Origin of the sequence: Streptomyces zaehneri (assembly GCF_032248645.1) — a bacterium.
Taxonomy (GTDB): Bacteria; Actinomycetota; Actinomycetes; order Streptomycetales; family Streptomycetaceae; genus Streptomyces; species Streptomyces coriariae.
Genome location: NZ_JASTTJ010000002.1, coordinates 414,533 through 434,866 on the forward strand (window position 1 = coordinate 414,533; position 20,334 = coordinate 434,866).

Sequence of the window (20,334 nt, forward strand, 5' to 3'; positions counted from 1 at the left end):
GGACAGTGCGGTCCGGACCGGCCCACGTGGAGAAGGTTGTTTCGGGCTATGCGCATTGGTGTCCTCACGTCCGGCGGCGACTGCCCCGGCCTGAACGCCGTCATCCGGTCCGTCGTGCACCGTGCCGTCGCCGACCACGGCGACGAGGTCATCGGCTTCCGGGACGGCTGGAAGGGCCTCCTGGAGTGCGACTACCTCAAGCTCGACCTCGACGCGGTGGGCGGCATCCTCGCCCGCGGCGGCACGATCCTCGGCTCCTCCCGGGTCCAGCCCTCGCATCTGCGGGACGGCGTGGAGCGGGCCCGGGGCCATGTCGCGGAGCTCGGCCTCGACGCGATCATCCCGATCGGGGGTGAGGGCACGCTCAAGGCGGCGAAGCTGATGTACGACAGCGGGCTGCCCATCGTGGGCGTGCCCAAGACCATCGACAACGACATCGCCGTCACCGACGTCACCTTCGGGTTCGACACGGCGGTCGGGGTCGCGACCGAGGCGCTGGACCGGCTGAAGACCACCGCCGAGTCCCACCAGCGGGTGCTCGTCGTCGAGGTCATGGGACGCCACACCGGCTGGATAGCTCTCCAGTCCGGCATGGCGGCCGGCGCCCACGCCATCGTCGTACCGGAACGGCCCTTCGACATCGCCGAACTGGCCCGCCGGGTCGGCGATCGGTTCGAGGCGGGCAAGCGGTTCGCGATCGTCGTCGCGGCCGAGGGCGCGAAGCCGAAGGCCGGCAGCATGGCCTTCGACGAGGGCGCGAAGGACGTCTACGGGCACGAGCGGTTCGCCGGGATCGCCCGGCAGCTCTCCATCGAGCTGGAGTCCCGGCTCGGCAAGGAGGCCCGGCCGGTCATCCTGGGACATGTGCAGCGGGGCGGCACGCCGACCGCGTACGACCGGGTGCTCGCCACGCGGTTCGGCTGGCACGCGGTGGAGGCGGTGCACCGCGGCGAGTTCGGGAAGATGACGGCCCTGCGCGGGACGGACATCGTGATGGCGCCGCTGGCGGACGCGGTCGCGACGCTCAAGACCGTTCCCGAGGACCGGTACGCGGAGGCGGAGACCGTGCTCTAGCCCGTCCGGTCGGGTGCGGGTCCGCCGTGACGGCCCCGCGCCCCCGGGACAGGACCGCGCAGGGCCGTTCGCCCCCGGGACAGGACCGCGCAGGGCCGTTCGCCCCCGGTGACGGAGGTCGCCGGGGGCTTCTCTACTCTTGTGGGCGGCAGGAAACGTACAACCCCCCACGAATCAGGAGCCGGCGGCATGGAACACAGCGGGCACGGCATGACCATGGATCTGCCGCCGTTCACGCTGGGGCGGGGCCTTCAGTGGTCGGCGGACCCGTTCTTCCTCGTCGGCTGTCTGGTGGGGCTGGGGCTCTACGCCTGGGGCGTCCTGCGGCTGCGCAGGCGCGGGGACGCGTGGCCGGTGGGGCGGACCGTGTCGTTCGTCGTCGGGGTGCTGACCATCGGGCTCGTCATGTGCACCAGGCTGAACGACTACGGCATGGTCATGTTCAGCGTGCACATGGTGCAGCACATGGTGATCAGCATGCTGTCGCCGATCCTGATCCTGCTGGGCGCGCCGATGACGCTGGCGCTGCGTGCGCTGCCGGCCGCCGGGCGGGGTCGCAAGGGGCCGCGTGAGCTGCTGCTGATGCTGCTGCACAGCCGCTACATGCGGATCGTCACCCATCCCGCGTTCACCATCCCGCTGTTCATCGCGAGCCTGTACGCGCTGTACTTCACGCCGATCTTCGACTTCCTGATGGGCTCCAGGGCGGGGCACCTCGCGATGATGGTGCACTTCCTCGCCGTCGGTGTGGTGTTCTTCTGGCCGATCATCGGCGTGGACCCGGGGCCGAACCGGCCGGGCTACCTGATGCGGATGCTGGAGCTGTTCGCGGGCATGCCGTTCCACGCGTTCTTCGGCATCGCGCTGATGATGGCCTCGCAGCCGATGGTCGGGACGTTCGAGAACCCGCCCGCCTCGCTCGGCATCGACGCGCTCTCCGACCAGAACGCGGCCGGCGGCATCGCCTGGGCGTTCAGCGAGATCCCGTCCGTGCTGGTGCTGATCGCCCTGCTCTTCCAGTGGTACGGCTCCGAGCAGCGGCAGGCCAAGCGCAAGGACCGGGCCGCGGACCGCGACGGCGACCAGGAGCTGGAGGCGTACAACGCCTATCTTGCGTCGCTCAACGCACAGGGGCGCTGAACCCGGGGCACCATGGAGGGACGCGCCCTGCGGAGGGCGGCCCCGAGGAAGGTGTCGCGATGGCAGGTACCACGGACAGTTCGACGAAGACCATGGGGGTGCTCACCGTCGGCGGACTCGTCGCGGTGACCGCCTACACGGTGGCGCTCGGCAGCAACGGCTGGCTGTGGTTCGGCTGGGTCGTGCTGGGGCTGATCACGCTCGCCATGATCATGACGCGGCCCGGCCCTGGCCACCGGTGAGGCGGGCCGCCGAGTGGACGCCCGGCTGGTACTTCGGCAGCCGGGCGGTGATCTTCATGCCCGCTCCGAGGGCCGTCTCGATGACCAGGCCGTAGTCGTCGCCGTACACCTGGCGGAGCCGGTCGTCCACGTTGGACAGGCCGATGCCCCCCGAGGGGCTCACCTCGCCGGCCAGGATGCGGCGCAGCGCGACCGGGTCCATGCCGGCGCCGTCGTCCTCGATGACGACCAGGGCCTCGGCGCCGGCGTCCTGCGCGGTGATCTGGATATGGCACTGGTCCGCCTTGCCCTCCAGGCCGTGCTTGACGGCGTTCTCGACGAGCGGCTGGAGGCAGAGGAAGGGCAGGGCCACCGGGAGGACCTCGGGGGCTATCTGGAGGGTGACGGCGAGGCGGTCGCCGAACCGGGCCCGGACCAGCGCCAGGTAGTGGTCGATGGCGTGCAGTTCGTCGGCGAGGGTGGTGAAGTCGCCGTGCCTGCGGAACGAGTAGCGGGTGAAGTCGGCGAACTCCAGGAGCAGCTCACGGGCGCGTTCGGGGTCGGTGCGGACGAACGACGCGATCACCGCGAGCGAGTTGAAGACGAAATGCGGCGAGATCTGGGCGCGCAGGGCCTTGATCTCCGCCTCGATCAGTTTCGTACGGGACTGGTCGAGGTCCGCCAGCTCCAGCTGGACGCTCACCCAGCGGGCCACCTCGGCGGCCGCCCGGACCAGGACGGCCGACTCGCGGGGCGCGCAGGCCACGAGGACGCCGTGCACCCGGTCGTCCACGGTGAGCGGGGCGAGAACGGCCCAGCGGACGGGGCAGTCGGCGTGCTCGCAGGTGAGCCGGAAGGCCTCGCCGCGCCCGCTCTCCAGGGGGCCGGCCAGCCGTTCCATGATCTCGGTGCGGTGGTGTGACCCCACGCCGTCCCAGACCAGCACCTCCGTCTCGTCGGTCAGGCACAGCGCGTCCGTGCCGAGCAGGGTGCGCAGTCTGCGGGCCGACCTGCGGGCCGTCTCCTCCGTGAGACCCGCCCGGAGCGGGGGCGCGGCGAGCGAGGCGGTGTGCAGGGTCTCGAAGGTGGCGTGCTCGACGGGGGTGCCCAGGCCGCCGAGGTTCTCGGGGCGGGCGGTGCGGCGGCCCAGCCAGAAGCCCGCGGCGAGGAAGGGGAGGATCGCGATGCAGACGCCCGCCAGGAACCCGCTCATGCCTTCGCCTCCGCCGCTCGCAGCTCTTCCGTGCGCAGTTCCTCGGGCAGGTGGAACCGGGCCAGGATCGCCGCCGTGCCGGCCGGTACCCGCCCCGGGGTGGCCAGGGACACCAGGATCATGGTGAGGAAGGCGAGCGGTACGGACCACAGCGCGGGCCAGGCGAGCAGCGCGTGCAGGCCGCCCGTGCCGGGGAAGCCCGCCATGGTCGCGGCGACGGCGGCGAACGCCGAACCGCCGCCCACCAGCATCCCGGCGGCCGCGCCGGGCGGGGTCAGCCGTCGCCACCAGATGCCGAGGACGAGGAGCGGGCAGAAGGAGGACGCCGACACCGCGAAGGCCAGCCCGACCGCGTCGGCCACCGGCAGCCCGCCCACCAGCGGGCTCGCGGCGAGGGGTACGGCCATGGCGAGCCCGGTGCCCAGCCGGAAGTGCCGGACGCCCCGGGTCGGCAGGACGTCCTGGGTGAGCACGCCCGCGACGGCCATCGTCAGCCCGGACGCGGTGGACAGGAACGCGGCGAAGGCTCCCCCGGCGACCAGCGCGCCCAGCAGGTCGCCGCCGAGGCCGCCGATCACCCGGTCGGGCAGCAGCAGCACGGCCGCGTCGGCGTCGCCGCTGAGGGCCAGCTCGGGGGCGTAGAGGCGGCCCAGGGCGCCGTAGACGGGCGGCAGCAGGTAGAAGGCGCCGATCAGGGCGAGGACGGCGACCGTGGTGCGGCGGGCGGCGACTCCGTGCGGGCTGGTGTAGAAGCGGACGACGACGTGGGGCAGGCCCATGGTGCCGAGGAAGGTCGCGAGGATCAGGCCGTAGGTGGCGTACAGCGGGCGTTCCTCGCGGCCGGCGGCGAGGGAGGTGGACATGCCGCCGTTGCTGCCGCGCTCGGCGACGGGGACGGCGGTGCCCTCGGCGAAGGTGAGGCGGGTGCCCCGCTCGATGTGGTGGGTGCCGACGGGGAGCCGGAGCACGGCGTCCTGGTGCGGGCGGCCGTCGACACGGCCGTCCACCGTCACGGTCAGGGGGCGGTCCAGTCGGAGGTCGAGGGTGTCGTCGACCCGGACGACGCGCTGGTCGCGGAAGGTGGCCGGTTCCCCGAAGGCGTCGCGTGGTGCGCCGTCGCCCTGCCAGGCGAGGACGAGGAAGAGGGCCGGGACGAGGAGGGCGGTGAGCTTGAGCCAGTACTGGAAGGCCTGCACGAAGGTGATGCTGCGCATGCCGCCCGCGGCGACGATCGCGGTGACGACGACCGCGACGATCAGCCCGCCGAGCGAGTCGGGTGCGCCGGTCAGGACGGTCAACGTCAGTCCCGCGCCCTGGAGTTGGGGCAGCAGGTAGAGCCAGCCGACGCCGACCACGAAGGCGCCCGCGAGCCGCCGGGACGACTGCGAGCCCAGGCGGGCCTCGGCGAAGTCGGGGAGGGTGTAGGCGCCGGAGCGGCGCAGCGGGGCCGCGACGAAGAGGAGCAGCACCAGATAGCCGGCGGTGTAGCCGACCGGGTACCAGAGCATGTCCGGCCCCTGGACCAGGACCAGCCCCGCGATGCCGAGGAAGGAGGCGGCGGAGAGGTACTCGCCGCTGATGGCGGCCGCGTTCAGGCGCGGGCCGACGGTGCGGGAGGCGACGTAGAAGTCGGAGGTGGTGCGGGAGATGCGCAGGCCGAAGGCGCCGACGAGGACGGTCGCGACGACGACGAGCGCGACGGCGGGGACGGCGAAGGCCGAGTTCATCGGTCCTCGACCAGGCGTATGAGGTCCCGCTCGTTGCGTTCGGCGCGGCGCACGTACCAGCGGGCGAGCAGCACGAGCGGGGCGTAGAGGCAGAAGCCGAGGACCGCCCATTCGAGGCGGTGGGCGTCGGGCATCGCCGCGAAGAGCAGCGGCAGCGGGCCCACCAGCAGGGTGAGGACGGCGAACACCGCGAGCGCTGCCCGCAGTTGGGAGCGCATCAGGGAGCGGACGTAGGTGTGACCGAGGGTGGTCTGCTCGTCGATCTCGGTGCGCGGCCGGTAGTAGCCGGAGGCGCGAAGGGTGCGCCGGGCGGGCCCGGTGACGACGACACGCCGCTCGGCGGGGTCCTGGTGCGGCACGGTCAGGGCCTCCTCATCAGCAGGTCCCGCAGTTCCCGGGCGTGGCGGCGGCTGACCTGGAGTTCCTCGCCGCCCACCAGGACGCTCACCGTGCCCGCGTCCAGGCGGAGTTCGCCTATGTGGCGCAGCGCGACGAGATGGCGGCGGTGGATGCGGACGAAGCCGCGGGCCCGCCAGCGCTCCTCCAGGGTGGACAGCGGGATCCGGACCAGGTGGCTGCCGCGGTCGGTGTGCAGGCGGGCGTAGTCGCCGCGGGCCTCGACGTGGGTGATGTCGTCGACGGCGACGAAGCGGGTCACACCGCCGAGTTCGACGGGTATGTGGTCCGGGTCGGGCTCGTGCACGGGGATGCGCGGAGCGGGGCCGCGCCGTTCGGCGGCTCTGAGTTCGACGGCGCGGCGGACCGCCTCGGCGAGCCGTTCCTTGCGCACGGGTTTGAGGACGTAGTCGACGGCCTTGAGGTCGAAGGCCTGGACGGCGAAGTCCTCGTGGGCGGTGACGAACACGACCAGGGGCGGCCGCGCGAAGCCGGTGAGCAGACGGGCGAGGTCGAGGCCGTCGAGGCCGGGCATCTGGATGTCCAGGAAGACCACGTCGATGGCTTCGGGGCCGTCGGGTCCTGACTCCAGGGCGCGGTTGATGCGGCGCAGCGCCTCGGTCGCGTCGCCGGCGCCTTCCACGGTGCCGATCCGGGGGTCCGCGGTGAGCAGGTAGAGCAGCTCCTCCAGCGAGGGGCGTTCGTCGTCGACGGCGAGGGCGCGCAGCATGAAGGTGGAGTGTAGGGGCGATCCGCACGACTGGACATGCACCGGGGTGTGGACGTATGCGCTGGATACAGTGCCCGCATGAACAGCACGCCCGCCCCTTTCGACGAACTCGACCGGAAGATCATCACCGCTCTGATGGCGAACGCCAGGACGAGCTTCGCCGAGATCGGCACGGCCGTGGGCCTGTCCTCGACGGCGGTCAAGCGCCGGGTGGACCGGCTGCGCGACACCGGGGTGATCACGGGATTCACGGCCACCGTGCAGCCGTCGGCGCTGGGCTGGCGCACGGAGGCGTACGTGGAGGTGTACTGCGAGGGCGCCGCGCCCCCCAGACGTCTCGCGGAGGTGGCGCGCAACCATCCGGAGATCACCGCCGCGATGACGGTGACGGGTGGGGCGGACGCGCTGCTGCATGTGCGGGCGCGGGATGTGGAGCACTTCGAGAACGTGCTGGAGCGCATCCGGTCCGAGCCCTTCATCCGGAAGACGATCAGCGTGATGGTGCTGTCCCATCTGCTGCCGGACAGCCCCGAGGCCGGTGCGAGCCAGCCCGCTCCCGAATAAACCTGCCTGGGCGCAGCGAACCTGCGTTGACCAGGCACATCACGCAGCATTCCTGCGTCGACACGCAATGCATGTTCCTTGTCGGGCGTCCCCGTCAGTTCCTACCGTGGTGTCAACCACCCGTCGACTCCGCAGGAAAAGGGAAAGGTGGAGGTACCTCACTGTGACCGAGACCCGTGTGCGGCGCCCTCGGCGCTTCCTCGTCTGTGAACCCAGACACTTCGCCGTGCAGTACGCGATCAACCCCTGGATGCGTCCCGACAGCCCCGTCGACGTCGACCTCGCCCAGGAGCAGTGGCAGGGGCTGGTCCGCGCCTACCGGGCCCACGGCCACACCGTGGACACCGTGGAGCCGGCCCCCGGCCTCCCGGACATGGTCTTCGCCGCGAACTCGGCGGTCGTGGTGGCGGGCCGGGTCTTCGGCTCCCTGTTCCACGCGCCCGAGCGGCGGCCCGAGTCCGTCCACTACGACACCTGGTTCAAGGCGGCGGGCTACGACGTCCACCGGCCGGAGTCCGTCTGCGAGGGCGAGGGCGACCTGGTGTGGACGGGCCGGTACGTGCTGGCCGGCACCGGCTTCCGGACGACCCGCGAGGCGCACCGGGAGGTGCAGGAGTTCTTCGGCCACCCGGTGATCAGCCTGACCCTGGTGGACCCGCACTTCTACCACCTGGACACGGCGCTGTTCGTCCTCGACGACGACAACATCTCGTACTACCCGGAGGCGTTCTCCTCCGGCAGCCGTGAGGTGCTCGCCCGGCTGTACCCGGACGCGGTGCTCGCCACCCGCGACGACGCCATGGTGTTCGGCCTGAACTCGGTCTCCGACGGGCGCCATGTGTTCATCGCGCCCCGGGCCGAGGCCCTCGCCTCCCGTCTCACCGAGCGCGGCTATGTCCCCGTCCCCGTCGACCTCTCGGAGTTCCAGAAGGCCGGCGGTGGCATCAAGTGCTGCACGCAGGAGATCCGTTCATGACCGCACCCGTCGTCCCGGCACGCACCTCCGCCGATCTGATCCGCGCCGAGGAGCCCGTCCTCGCGCACAACTACCATCCGCTGCCCGTGGTCGTCGCGAGCGCCGAGGGCGCCTGGGTGACGGACGTCGAGGGACGCCGCTACCTCGACATGCTGGCGGGCTACTCGGCCCTCAACTTCGGCCACCGGCACCCGCTGCTGATCGAGGCGGCCCACCGCCAGCTGGACCGTCTCACCCTCACCTCCCGCGCCTTCCACAACGACCGCCTCGCCGAGTTCGCCGAGCGGCTCGCGGAGCTGACCGGCCTGGACATGGTCCTGCCGATGAACACGGGCGCGGAGGCGGTCGAGAGCGGCATCAAGGTGGCCCGCAAGTGGGCGTACGAGGTGAAGGGCGTACCCGCCGACCGGGCGACCATCGTGGTGGCAGCCGAGAACTTCCACGGCCGCACGACGACGATCGTGAGCTTCTCGACGGACGAGACGGCGCGGGCGGGCTTCGGGCCGTTCACCCCGGGCTTCCGGATCGTGCCGTACAACGACCTGGCCGCGCTGGAGGCGGCCGTCGACGAGACGACGGCGGCGGTGCTGATCGAGCCGATCCAGGGCGAGGCGGGCGTCGTCATCCCCGACGACGGCTATCTGGCCGGGGTCCGGGAGCTGACCAGCCGCAGGAACTGCCTGTTCATCGCGGACGAGATCCAGTCCGGGCTCGGCCGTACCGGGCGGACGCTCGCCGTGGAGCACGAGGGCGTCGTGCCCGACATGCTGCTGCTCGGCAAGGCGCTGGGCGGCGGGATCGTGCCGGTGTCGGCGGTGGTGGCCCGGCGGGAGGTGCTGTCGGTGCTGCGGCCGGGCGAGCACGGGTCGACGTTCGGCGGCAATCCGCTGGCCGCCGCGGTGGGCACGGCGGTGGTGGAGCTGCTGGAGACGGGTGAGTTCCAGCGCCGGGCGACCGAGCTGGGGGTGGTCCTGCGGGACGGGCTGACCGGGCTGGTCGGCAAGGGCGTCGTCGGCTTCCGGGCGCGCGGGCTGTGGGCGGGCGTCGACGTCGACCCGGCCCTGGGCACCGGCCGCGAGGTGAGCGAGCGTCTCATGCGCGAGGGCGTGCTGGTCAAGGACACCCATGGCTCGACCATCCGGCTGGCGCCGCCGCTGACCGTCACCGGCGAGGAACTGGCCTCGGCGCTGGCCACCTTGGAGAGCGTGCTGACGCGCGACGCCTGAGGGACGCGCCCCGCGAGGGGCGCGGATTCCCGGCCGCGCCGGCGCGCGGCCACCGCCTCCCGGGTGGCTCGGCCGCTGTCGTGCGGGCAGGGTGAAGACTGAGTCAGGAGGTGGTAGACCACTCTCAGCGACAGAGAGGTCGGCCGTGGGCACACACGACGAGGACGACGTCGCCCGCCGGTGGTTCGACGTGGCGGACACCGCCCCCCTGCTGCTCGACGCTCGGGGGGTGGTGACGAGCTGGACCAGGGAAGCCGAGCGCTTGCTGGGGTATCCGGCCGCCGAGGCGGTGGGCGAGGACCTGGCCGGGCTGCTCGCCCCCGGGGACGCCGAGCGGCTCCCGTACGTCATGGACCGGTGCCGTCGGGACGGCGGCTGGGCCGGGCTGCTGTCCGCCCGCCGCCGGGACGGCCGGACGCTGTCCGTGATGGCGCGGATCACCTCGGCCGATGAGCCCGTCGGCAACGCGCGCCGGCTGGTCCTGCTGAACGAGATGGCCGACGCCCCCGGCTGGGACATGAGCCGCGCGGTGCTGGAGCAGATGATCGGCGGCTCCCCGATCGGTATCGCGATGGTCGACGCCGACCTGCGTTTCGTGTGGTCGAACGCGGCCCTGACCCAGTTCGGCGGCGGTCCGCCCGAGAGCCGGCTGGGGCTGCGGCTGGCCGAGGTCCAGCCGGGGCTGAACTCCGAGGCGATCGAGACGCAGATGCGACGGGTGCTGGCGACCGGCGAGCCGGTGCTCGGATACGAGCTGGTGGGGCGGGTACGGGCGGCGCCGCACCGCGAGACGGCGCACATGCTGTCGTTCACCCGCCTGGACGACGAGCACGGCGCCCCGATGGGCGTCTACTACACAGTCGTGGACATGACCGAGCGGCACCGCGCCCGGCAGCGGCTCGCCCTGCTCGACCGGGCCGGCCGGCGCATCGGGCGCAGCCTGGACATCGCCCGGACCGCTCAGGAGCTGGCTGACGTGGCGGTGCCGGGTTTCGCCGACCTCGTCACCGTGGATCTGCTGGAACCGGTGTTGCGGGGCGCGGAGCCCTCGCCCGGCCAGGCGGGGGGCGACGCCGACGACTCCGTCACCCTGCGCAGGGCGGGACGGCGGGCGACCGGTGATCACGGGGTCGCGACCGGCAGCCGAGAGGTCGTGCACCGGGGCGGCTCGCCCGCGGTGCGCACTCTGGTCGGCGGGCGGCCCTGGCGGGTCGAACGGCTCGATCCGCTCGACCCGCTCGATCCGCTCACCGAGGAGTGGGTCGCGGCTCTGCCCGCCGGTTCCGAGCCGCCCAGTGCCCTGATCGTGCCGGTCCGGGCGCGGGGCGTCACCCTCGGGGTGACCACGTTCCTGCGCCGCCACCGGCACGAGCCCTTCGGCGAGGACGATCTGGCGCTCGCCGAGGACCTCGTCTCGCGGGCGGCCGTCTGCGTGGACAACGCGCGCCGCTACACGCGCGAGCGCGACGCGGCCCTGGTGCTCCAGCGCAATCTGCTCCCCCGCCGGCTGCCCGAGCAGGACGCGGTCGAGGTGGCCGCCTGCTACCGGCCGGCCGACGAGCTGACCGGTCTCGGCGGCGACTGGTACGACCTGATCCCGCTGTCGGGGGCGCGGGTGGCGCTGGTCGTCGGCGAGGTGCCGGGGCACGGCATCGACGCCGCCGCGGCCATGGGGCGCGTACGGACCGCCGTGCGCACCCTGGCCGCCCTGGACCTGCCGCCCGCGGAGATCCTGGCGCACCTCGACGATCTGGTCACCCGCATGGACGACGAGGAGGGCGTGACGGCCGAGACGGAGCCGCAGGAACCGCGGTCGGGCGGCGCCCAGAGCGTGGGCGCCGCGTGCGTGTACGTCGTGTACGACCCCGTCGACGGGCGGTGCGTGATGGCCGCGGCGGGGCACCCCGCCCCGGCGGTCGTCCTGCCCGACGGCACCGTCACGTTCCTCGAGCTGCCGCAGGGCCCGCCGCTCGGCGCGGGCGGGCGGCCGTTCGAGTCGGCCGAGGTGACCCTGCCGGAGGGCAGCACGCTGGCGCTGCACACGGACGGTCTGCTGGCCCGGGGCGAGCGGTGGGCGCTGGACACCGACCGGGAACGGCTGCGGCAGGCCCTGGAGCAGTCGGCGGACACCCTGGAGCTGCGCTGCGGGACGGTGATCGACGCCCTGGTCCCGGCCCGTCCGTACGACGACGTCGCCCTGCTGATGGCCCGGACCCGTCGGCTGCCGGCCGAGCGGGTCGCCGACTGGGAGCTGCCCGCCGACCCGGCGGCGGTGGCCGAGGCCCGCAAGACCGCGAGCCGCCGGCTGGCGGAGTGGGGTCTGGCCGAGCTGTCGTTCACCACCGAGCTGGTCGTGAGCGAGCTGGTCACCAATGCCATCCGCTACGCCACCGGACCGATCCGGCTGCGCCTGATCCGCGAGCGCACCCTGGTCTGCGAGGTCTTCGACGGCGGTACCACCGCCCCGCATCTGCGCCATCCGCGTGCCACCGACGAGGGCGGCCGCGGGCTGCTGCTGGTCTCGCAGGTCACGCAGCGGTGGGGCACCCGCTTCCTCCCCGAGGGCAAGATCATCTGGGCCGAGCAGCCACTCACGGATCCCGACGCCTGAGCGACTCCGACCGTCCTGACCGGCTCCGAGGAGCGACTCACCCACCCCATTCATCACATCACATGAGAAAATTACGCAAGACCGGCGGATGGGACGCGGCCATGAACGACAGGGCGATCGACTACACGGCGGTGTTCCAGGCGCTGCCGGGCGCGGTGGCACTGCTGACACCCGAGCTGGCGTACGCGGACGCCAACAGGGAGTTCCTGCGCGTGTCCGGCCGCAGGCGCGAGCAGTTGATCGGCCGGCACGTCTTCGAGGTCTTCCCCGACAACCCCGCCGACGGGGCCGCGAGCGGCATGCGCAACCTGGAGGCCTCGCTGCGCCGGGTGCTGGCCACCGGCGAGCGGGAGGCCATGGCGCTCCAGCGTTACGACGTCGAGTCGAGCGAGCGGCCCGGCGAGTGGGACGAGCGCTACTGGAGCCCCGTCAACGCGCCCGTGTACGGGCCGGACGGCACGGTGGTGCTGATCGTGCACCGGGTCGAGGAGGTCACCGAGCTGATCCGGGCCCGCGGCCGCGGCCGCGGGCCGGGCGGGGACGGAGCGCGGGCGGGCAGCCGGGGCCGTGTCCTGGAGGCCGAGCTGTACACGCGCGCCCGCGAGCTCCAGGAACTCAACGAGCGGCTGCGGCTGGCCCACGCCCGTGAGCGCGAGGTGGCCCTCGCCCTTCAGGAGGCGATGCTGCCGGCCGGCCGGCAGGTCGGACACCACCGGGCCGCCGTGCGCTACCGGCCGGCGGTCGGCGCGCTCAACGTGTGCGGGGACTGGTACGACCTGGTGGACCTCGTCGGCGGCAACCGCATCGGCGTGTCGGTAGGCGACGTCGTCGGGCACGGTCTGGAGGCGGCCGGGGTGATGGGCCAGTTGCGCAGCGCGCTCAGCGCGGCCTCCCGGGTCGCGGCGGGCCCGGCCGAGGCGCTGAACGTCCTCGGTCGGTACGCGCATGTCGTGGACGGCGCCGAATCGGCCACCGCGGTCACCACGTTCATCGACTTCGACCACCACATCATCACCTACAGCAGCGCCGGCCATCCCCCGCCCGTGCTCGTCCACACCGACGGCCGGGTGGAGTTCCTCGACCGGGCCACCGACCCGCCGCTCGACGCCCGGCCCACGCCGGTCCCCCGGCCCCAGGCACGCACCGCCTACGACAGCGGCGCCACGCTCGCCCTGTACACCGACGGACTCGTGGAACGGCGGCGCGAGGACATCGACACGGGTCTCGCCCGCCTCGCCGACGCCCTCGCGCGCCACCGGGAGGCGGACCCGGAGACCCTCGCCGACGCCGTCCTGCTGGAGTTGCTGCCGCCCGGCGGCGCGACCGACGACACGGCGCTGGTGATCGTGCGGCTGTGAGTGCTATCCCCGGTTGATGCCGCGCAGCCGAACGCCGTAGAAGTCCAGCATCGTCAGGGTGCGTGCCCGCGTCCGCTCCCCCATGTACGGCCAGGCGGCCTCGACGAGGCCGTCGGCGTTCAGGAGCTGTTCGAGGACCTCGAAGTAGGCGGCGCCCCGGACGCTCTCCAGGGAGTGCGCCGCGAGCCGCTCCACGAAGCCCCAGCAGCGTCCTAGCAGTTCGGGGTCCGGGGCGTCGCTCTCCAGCTGCGGCATCAGGACCGGCGCCGTGAAGCACTCGGCCAGCAGCGGGTACAGGCCCGAGGCCGCCGCTTCGGTCAGCACGGCCGCTTCCGCGGGCATTTCGTACTTCTCGGCGATGGACTCCGCGGATTCGGGGAGGGTGCGCAGCAGTAGGGCCGCAATGTCGCGGGCGGGGATCTCGCTCATGTCTCTTCCAGGTCGGTGTCGCGTCGTCGTACGGGTGGTGGGGGAAGGCGGAGGGGCCTGCCGCGCGTGGCGCGCGGCAGGCCCCCGTGCTCGGCGAGTGTCAGGCGCAGTTGCCGCTCGACGGGTCGCAGATCGATGATCCCCCACCCTGGTCGACGAACGGGTCGATCATGGAGTCACTCGTTCCGACCGGGTCGACGATGTCCTTGAACATCTCCCATCCGCCACGGCCCCAGCCGTACTCCCTGACGTACGAGGGAGCCTGGGCCACCTGGAGCAGGCCGCCGGCGACGCCCAGGGTGCGGGAGAAGCCGCGCAGCCGGGTGGGCTGGCCGACGGGCGCGGGGCCCTTGAACTTCGTGGCCGGCGTGAAGTCCTGACCCGTGAGGTCCTTGACGGCGGGCGTCTTCATCACGGCGTCGAAGTTCGTCTTGATGGCGGACTTCATGAGCGGGTCGGCGTTCATCGCCTTCTTGATGTTGCCCGTGACGTCGCGGGAGTTCAGCGCCTCCCACAGTTCCGACGCCTCCGCCTTGGCGACCGCGAGGTCCTTGTCGGACAGGAGCTTCTTCGGGTTCTTCCCCGTCTCCCTGGCCTTCCGGTCGTTGTCCAGGATGTCGGAGAGGGCGTTCATCGTCTCCCAGCCCTTCTGGACGTGCAGTTCGTTCTTGCCGGGCAGGCTCGAGCCGGTGTTGAACTCGTAGACGATCGCCGTCGCCATCTTCCCGTTGCCGAAGACCTGCTTGGCCTTGGCCTTGGGATAGATCTGCTGGAGCACTCCGGACAGCTTTCCGTTCTTGACCGCGGGCGCCTGCGCCCGCCGCTGCATGAAGCCCGGGTTCTTGTTGGGAACCCTGTTGAAGAGCTTCGCGATCGCCTTCTTCACCGCCTTGAAGAGCGCGGCGAACCCGAAGAACTTGCCGTCCGGGTCGGCGTACACCAGCGGGTTGTTGTTGCCGTAGGTGTAGCCGTGCATCTGCTGCGGGTCGGACAGGTTCATCACCGGGTCGACGGAGAGGAACCGGCCGGTCCCCGGGTCGTACTCGCGGGCGCCCAGGTGGGTGAGACCGGTGTCCTTGGTGTCGTCGATGCCGCCGACGAAGCCTCGGGTGCTCGGCCAGGCGGCCGGAGCGGTGCCTCGGGCGCCGCCGAACGGGAGGACCCTGCGCTGGGTGAGGGCCAGGTCCGTCGCGGCGACGGCCAGCAGGCCGGTGCCGTGGTGGTCGGCGAGGGTGAAGGAGAAGGTGCCGTCGTCGGCGCGGATCGCCTGGTGGCCGCTGCCGAGGTCCATGTAACGGGTCGCCCTGGCCTTGGCCGCGCCCTTGTCCAGGGTGACGTCGGTGTGCCCGAGGTGCAGGGTGGTGCGGGCGCCGGTGCGGGAGAGCAGCCGGTTGCCGTTGGCGTCGTACAGGTACTCGGTGACGTTGTCCGGCTTGCCGTCGACGGGCTCGGTGACCTTGGCGAGGAGCCCCTCGGCGTCCCAGTCCAGGTGCTGCTTGCCGCGGTCGGTGGTGTTGCCCAGAGGGTCGTACTTGTAGTCCGTCCTGGTCGTCCCGGACGGTCCCTGGGTGGTCACCGAGGTCAGCGTGTGGGCCTTGACCGTCCCCGGAGCGGGGTACTCGTACGAGCGCCTGACGTCCTTGGTGGTGTCGCCTCCGGTGTGGTGCTGGGTGTCGGTCAGCCGGTTGCCGGCCTTGTCATAGGTGTACGACTGCCAGTACGGGGCCGGGCCGCCGAGCCTGGCGGCGGACGGGGCGGCGGCGCAGGTCTGGTCGCCCTGCGTCCACGCCTCGGTCATGCGCCGCAGGTGGTCGTAGGTGAAGCACTGGTTGTCGGTGCCGGTGCGGGAGACGTCGTTCAGGGAGAGGACGTTGCCGGCCTCGTCGTAGCGGAAGGTGACGTTCTGGTCGACGCCCGCCTGCTCCTCACGGTCGACGCGGACGTTCGCGAGCCGCTGGGTGCCGTACTCGTAGGAGTTGGTGACCTGCGTCTTCTTGCCGCCGCTGGTCAGTCCGAAGGTGTACACCAGCGGTTTGCCGGTCTGGCTGTAGGTGGCCGTGGAGGTCATGCCCTGGCCGAACACGGAGACCGGCCGCAGGGTCCGGTCCTCGTAGGCGTAGTTGACCGAGCCGCCCGGCAGGGAGCCGGCCGCCGAGTAGCTGAGTGAGGCGACCAGGCCGGAGGGCTTGTAGGCCGTGCCGGACTGGTAGGTGCCGGCCAGCGCGCCCTCGGCGGCCGGGATGACGGTCGCCGTCTTGGTGGCGCGGTACAGCTTGTCGTACGCGGTGACCGAGGTCGTGTACGCGGCGTCGCCGACGTAACGGGTGGAGTCGGCGAGCTGGCCCTTGGCGCCGGTCACCGTGTCGTAGGTCCACTTGACCCGCAGCTTGCCCGTGGCCGAGCCCTCGCGCAGCTCGGTCTTGCGGCCCAGTCCGTCGTAGGCGTTGAACAGGGTGCCGTTGGCGTCGGTGCTGGAGATGACCTGGTTGCGGTCGTCGTACTTGGTGTCGGTCCGCCCCTTGTCGGGATCGGTGATGGAGAGCTGGTTGCCGCGCTGGTCGTAGGTGTGGCTCCAGCTGTTGCCTGCCGGGTCGGTGACCTTCAGCAGCTCGCCCGACGGGGTGTGGTCGTAGACCGTCGCGTCGTACGCCGACTCGGGCGCCCGCGCCTGGTGCTCGCGCAGTTCGGTGACGTTGCCGCGGGCGTCGGTGAGGGTGGTGACGGTGGTGGCGCCGACCGGCGGGATCACCGTGGTGCGGTCGCCGGCGTAGATCGTCTTCGTGGTGCTGAGGACGGTGCCGCCGTCGCCGTTCCCGGCGATCTGCTTCTCCTCGACCGCGCGGCCCAGACCGTCGAAGACGGTGCGGGTCTGGGTCTCCAGGGACAGTGCGTCGGCGGGCTTGAACAGCTCGGTGACGGGGCTGCCCTCGGCGTAGTACGGGGCCCATGTCCTGGCGGTCAGACCTCGTTCGTCGTAGAAGACGTCGGAGATGATCCGGCCGCCGCCGGGGCCGGGAGCCTGGGACTGCCGCTCCCGCAGGAATCCGTCGTAGAACTTGTACGACGTGATCTGGCCGCCCTCGTTGTCGAGCAGCTTGGTCGCGACGGCGACCGGCTTGCCCTCGGTGACCGTGTAGCCGTACTCGTACGTCGGCACGCCGCTCGTGGCACGGTCGGCGAGCCAGACCTTGGTGGAGCGGCCGAGCGCGTCGTAGGCGTAGTTGGTGACGTTGCCGTTGGTGTCGGTCTGCTTCAGGAGCAGTCCGCGCAGCGGGTCCAGGTCCTTGACGGTGGTCTGGGCGGTGGCCGGGACCGCCGGGTCGGCGGGCGGGGTGGTGGTCCTGGTCTGGGCGGGCAGTCCGGTGGTCGGGACGAAGGCCGTCGTGGTGGTACGGCCGTCGGCGCGCGCGGTCCGTACGGGGGCGGCGTCGCCGGTGACGGTGATGTCGGCCGTCAGGTCGGTGACCGTCAGCTCGCGGCCGTAGTCGTCGTAGGTGGCGCCGGCCTCCAGGTACGTGGCCCTGGTGCCGTTGTGGCTCTTCAGGGGCGCGGTGGCCGTGGGGTCGCCCTTGGTCGGCGCGGCGCCGAAGGCGCCGCCGTCGTAGGCGGTGCGGATGTCGTCGATGACGTCCTTGCTCCGGTCGAGCGCCGCGTCACAGGCCTTGGCGACGGTCTCCACCCGCGAGGGCAGGAGCAGGATGTTCTTGTCGGCGTTGGTGGCGTACGTGGTGCGCACGCACTGGTCGTCGGTCGCCGTGGCGGTGTCGCCGCGGTCGTCGACCTGGGTGACCCGGCCGGCGACGGTGTCGTGCGTGACGGAGCTGGAGGTGGTGCGCCACTTGACGCCCGCGCCGTCGTCCAGGGAGGTCCAGGTCTGGCTTTCGGAGACGCCGGTGAGGTCCGCGGTGACGGTCCCCCAGTCGCGGGCCTTCCTGGCCGTCTCGTGGTGCCAGGGCCGGCTGACGGTCTTGGCGACGACCTTGCCGCCGGGCCGGTCGAAGGCGGCGGTCCGGTACTCCAGGCCCGCGGCCGACGCGTGGTCCGCGATCGGGTCGCCCTCACCGGAGTCGAGGGAGACGGTCACGGACTTGGCGCCGCCCGTGGTGTCCTTGCGGTCGCCGTCCATACCGCGCAGGAACCAGTGGTCCTCCTGCGCCTTCATGGCGGCCGCGCCGCCCTGGCCGCCGTTCTTCACCCGGACGTGGCCGTAACCGCGCCACTGCGACCAGGTCTTGTACTTCTCCTTGGTCAGGCCGTCGTCGTCGTCGAAGTGCCAGGCGGCGCCGTCGAGGTACTCGTACGCGGTCACCTGGTCCGGGGCGCCGCCGGTGCGGTCGGTCGCGACGACGGAGGTGACGACGTACTTGTTGAACCACTCGCGGTCGGGGGCGTCGGTGCTGTCGCCTCCGATGAACTGCGGGAAGCAGCGCGTGGTGTTGGTCTGCGGGGTGGGCAGGGCGTCCGCGTCACAGGCGGGCGCGGAGTAGTTGACGTCGATCTGGCCGCCGGACTCGTCGGCCATGGTGGACAGGCGTGCCTTGATGAAGGGGGCGTAGCCGTCGCCGGTCCTGTCCAGCCGGTTGGCGAGCTGGGTGTAGGCGAGGGTCGTCTTCGGCAGGGTGATCGGCGTCGTGCCGGTGTGGCCGGTGTGCTGCACGCTGTCCAGGAGCAGCTGGTAGTCGGTGTCGGCCATGCCCCAGCGCTGGCCCAGCTTCCAGGAGTCGACCTTGCCGTATGTGCCGTCCGCCTTCAGCAGCTGGGTGGTGACCCCCGTCAGCCGCTTGCGGGTCCAGAAGGAAGGCGAGAGGCGGCCGTCGTCGCACTTGGTGTCGGCCTTGCAGTTGAGGTCCCACGGCGTGTCGTACCAATAGGACGCCTTGGTGTCGATGGTGTCCGCGGCACAGGTGACGCCGTCCTGCGGCAGGCACCGCTCGGCGTTGTCGAAGACGACCTGGGCGGACGGCTTGTCCGCGAACATCCGGGAGGAACGCAGCCCGTAGTCGACGCGCTCCAGGTAGCCGCCGCGGGTGTACGGGGTGTCGTCGTCGGCCTTCAGGTCGCGGCCGTAGGAGTTGGACTCCTTGACGTAGTGGTAGCCCATCGCGTTGCCGTGGGTGTCCACGACGTAGTCGAGGTTCCACCGCCACGCCTGCTGGCACCAGGACCCGGCGAAGTCGGCGGCGTGGCACGGCTCGCCCGTGTTGTTGCCGTAGACCGGCACGGTCCAGGTGGAGTCGGTGGTCTCCTTGCCGCTGGTCCAGCCGGGCAGCCGGTGGTAGCCGAAGAAGTAGGCGGTGCCGTCGGGGGTGGTCACCCGCCAGTACTCGCCGTCGTCGTCCCCGTTGCCACGGGCGGTGTCGGTCAGCCGGGCGACGCGGGTGCCGTCGTCCTGCTTGAGCCGGAACTCGTCCTTGCCGGCGGGGACGAGCTCGCCGCCCTTGCCGTTGAAGGAGATGAACGCGTTGTCGTAGGACCAGCACAGGTCGCCCGGCTTGCCGCCGTCGGCGTGCTTCTCGCCGTCGTCGGCGCAGGGCTTGTAGCGGCGCTCGATGAAGCCGGGCGACAGGTCGAAGCCGTCACCCACCCAGGAACCCTGGTTGTTGGTGCCGCCGGTGCGGCCGTCGATCGAACCCGAGGAGTAGTCCAGACTGACGTCCGGCGTGAGGTCGCCGGGCACGTCGGGCACGGGCATGTCGTACGACCAGGTGAAGTCACCGGTGTTGAGATTGGTGGTCCAGGTCGCCGACGGCGAAAGGGAGGTGGCCTTGAAGTCGCCCTTCGCGCCGCCGGTCTCGGCGGCGGCGGCCAGGACGGTCGTCCCGCCGGCGCGCAGGCTCACCGTGTTCGCGGTGAGGGTCCGCCGGTCGGTGTCGTTGCGGGCGGTGACCGGGGTGGCCTTGCGGCACGCCTCCTCGGCGGGGGTGGTGAGGGCGCAGCCGGGCAGCTGCACGAGGTGCAGCCGGGAGGCGTAACCGCCGCCGTAGGCCTGCGCGAAGTCCGCGTAGTCGACGGTGACCGCGACCTTGCCGGCTTCGGTCGGCGCGGTGCCGGACCGGGTGACGCCCTGGGGGCGGTCCTTGGCCTCCAGGGTGAACAACAGCCCGTCGATCCCGGCGCGTCGGGCCTGCTCACGGCCTCGCACGCCGGCCTCGACCGTCCCCTGTACGGCTTCCTGCGCCTTCTTGACCGGCGCGATCGTCAGCGGCAGGGCACCCGCCCGCTTCGCGGTGGGGGCCTTCTTCGCCGTGCGTTCGGGCAGCTCCACCGTGGCGGTGCCGGCCTCGGGCCAGGAGCCCTTGGGCTTCGTGCCCGGCGTCTTCGGACCGCGCGGGAGGGTGCGGGGCTTGACCTTGATGCCGTCGGTGCCGGCGATCGCCTTGTCGGCCTTGGGGACACCGGGCAGGGGGTGGCCGCCGGCGGCCTGGGCGGGAGAGGCGGCGGCCTGGATCAGTCCGCCGAGCATCAGGGCCGAAACGACCAGGGACACCGGCCGGTGCAGGGCTGTGGGAGAGAAACGTGGGGGTTTGTGTCTCATGCGTATGCCGTCCGTCGCTGCGCGGCGCCGGTCCCACCCGTGGCGGGACGCCGGCGTCGCTGGTGGAAGATGCGGAGTGCGCCAAAAGGCGTAGGGAGCCCGGAAGTACGGGCGGTGCGCACGGCTCGTCCCGG

14 protein-coding genes are annotated in these 20,334 nt (G+C 72.0%); 8 read left to right on the forward strand and 6 right to left on the reverse strand.

Annotated elements, in window-relative coordinates; genetic code table 11:
- The first annotated feature begins 48 nt into the window (after positions 1 to 48).
- The 3 genes from QQM72_RS04655 to QQM72_RS04665 all read left to right on the forward strand — a co-directional run bounded on the left by QQM72_RS04655 (position 49) and on the right by QQM72_RS04665 (position 2,456).
- Positions 49 to 1,074, forward strand: coding sequence for a 6-phosphofructokinase (locus tag QQM72_RS04655; RefSeq protein WP_314219479.1), 1,026 nt, complete (start codon positions 49 to 51; stop codon positions 1,072 to 1,074).
- 189 nt (positions 1,075 to 1,263) lie between these two features.
- Complete coding sequence (locus QQM72_RS04660; RefSeq protein ID WP_314219480.1) at positions 1,264 to 2,214, forward strand: cytochrome c oxidase assembly protein; 951 nt, start codon at positions 1,264 to 1,266, stop codon at positions 2,212 to 2,214.
- Positions 2,215 to 2,273: 59 nt separating this feature from the next.
- A complete protein-coding gene (locus QQM72_RS04665) occupies positions 2,274 to 2,456 on the forward strand; it encodes a hypothetical protein (protein ID WP_020131614.1) in 183 nt (60 codons plus the stop codon).
- Here the strand turns inward: QQM72_RS04665 and QQM72_RS04670 are convergent.
- From QQM72_RS04670 to QQM72_RS04685, 4 genes are read right to left on the reverse strand one after another with little or no spacing between them, the layout of a single operon-like run.
- Positions 2,425 to 3,648 carry a sensor histidine kinase gene (locus QQM72_RS04670; protein WP_314219481.1) on the reverse strand — a complete coding sequence of 408 codons (1,224 nt, stop codon included), beginning with the start codon at positions 3,646 to 3,648 and terminating at the stop codon, positions 2,425 to 2,427. The genes QQM72_RS04665 and QQM72_RS04670 overlap by 32 nt on opposite strands.
- Positions 3,645 to 5,375: a sodium/solute symporter gene (locus QQM72_RS04675; RefSeq protein WP_314219482.1), complete on the reverse strand. Its 1,731-nt coding sequence runs from the start codon at positions 5,373 to 5,375 to the stop codon at positions 3,645 to 3,647. The genes QQM72_RS04670 and QQM72_RS04675 overlap by 4 nt, the downstream gene beginning before the upstream one ends.
- The gene (locus tag QQM72_RS04680) at positions 5,372 to 5,740 is read right to left on the reverse strand and encodes a hypothetical protein (protein ID WP_372481795.1); all 369 of its coding nucleotides are present in this window, start codon (positions 5,738 to 5,740) and stop codon (positions 5,372 to 5,374) included. The genes QQM72_RS04675 and QQM72_RS04680 overlap by 4 nt, the downstream gene beginning before the upstream one ends.
- Positions 5,737 to 6,501, reverse strand: a complete 765-nt coding sequence (locus QQM72_RS04685; RefSeq protein WP_020131618.1) for a LytR/AlgR family response regulator transcription factor — start codon at positions 6,499 to 6,501, stop codon at positions 5,737 to 5,739. Before QQM72_RS04685 ends, QQM72_RS04680 begins: the two co-directional genes overlap by 4 nt.
- A 78-nt stretch (positions 6,502 to 6,579) precedes the next feature.
- Here QQM72_RS04685 and QQM72_RS04690 point away from each other — a divergent pair, with 78 nt between their 5' ends.
- The 5 genes from QQM72_RS04690 to QQM72_RS04710 all read left to right on the forward strand — a co-directional run bounded on the left by QQM72_RS04690 (position 6,580) and on the right by QQM72_RS04710 (position 13,236).
- Positions 6,580 to 7,065 carry an Lrp/AsnC family transcriptional regulator gene (locus QQM72_RS04690; RefSeq protein WP_020131619.1) on the forward strand — a complete coding sequence of 162 codons (486 nt, stop codon included), beginning with the start codon at positions 6,580 to 6,582 and terminating at the stop codon, positions 7,063 to 7,065.
- Positions 7,066 to 7,228: 163 nt separating this feature from the next.
- Entirely contained in the window at positions 7,229 to 8,041 is an 813-nt protein-coding gene (ddaH, locus tag QQM72_RS04695) for a dimethylargininase (protein ID WP_054240453.1), read from the forward strand.
- Positions 8,038 to 9,267, forward strand: coding sequence for an ornithine--oxo-acid transaminase (gene rocD / locus QQM72_RS04700; RefSeq protein ID WP_314219483.1), 1,230 nt, complete (start codon positions 8,038 to 8,040; stop codon positions 9,265 to 9,267). Before ddaH ends, rocD begins: the two co-directional genes overlap by 4 nt.
- A 145-nt stretch (positions 9,268 to 9,412) precedes the next feature.
- A complete protein-coding gene (locus QQM72_RS04705; RefSeq protein WP_314219484.1) occupies positions 9,413 to 11,878 on the forward strand; it encodes a SpoIIE family protein phosphatase in 2,466 nt (821 codons plus the stop codon).
- Between the two features lie 101 nt (positions 11,879 to 11,979).
- Positions 11,980 to 13,236: a PP2C family protein-serine/threonine phosphatase gene (locus QQM72_RS04710; RefSeq protein WP_314219485.1), complete on the forward strand. Its 1,257-nt coding sequence runs from the start codon at positions 11,980 to 11,982 to the stop codon at positions 13,234 to 13,236.
- Between the two features lie 3 nt (positions 13,237 to 13,239).
- Here QQM72_RS04710 and QQM72_RS04715 read toward each other — a convergent pair whose 3' ends face one another.
- Positions 13,240 to 13,665, reverse strand: a complete 426-nt coding sequence (locus QQM72_RS04715; protein ID WP_314219486.1) for a hypothetical protein — start codon at positions 13,663 to 13,665, stop codon at positions 13,240 to 13,242.
- Positions 13,666 to 13,765: 100 nt separating this feature from the next.
- Positions 13,766 to 20,200: an RHS repeat-associated core domain-containing protein gene (locus QQM72_RS04720; protein WP_314219487.1), complete on the reverse strand. Its 6,435-nt coding sequence runs from the start codon at positions 20,198 to 20,200 to the stop codon at positions 13,766 to 13,768.
- Between the last annotated feature and the right edge of the window lie 134 nt (positions 20,201 to 20,334).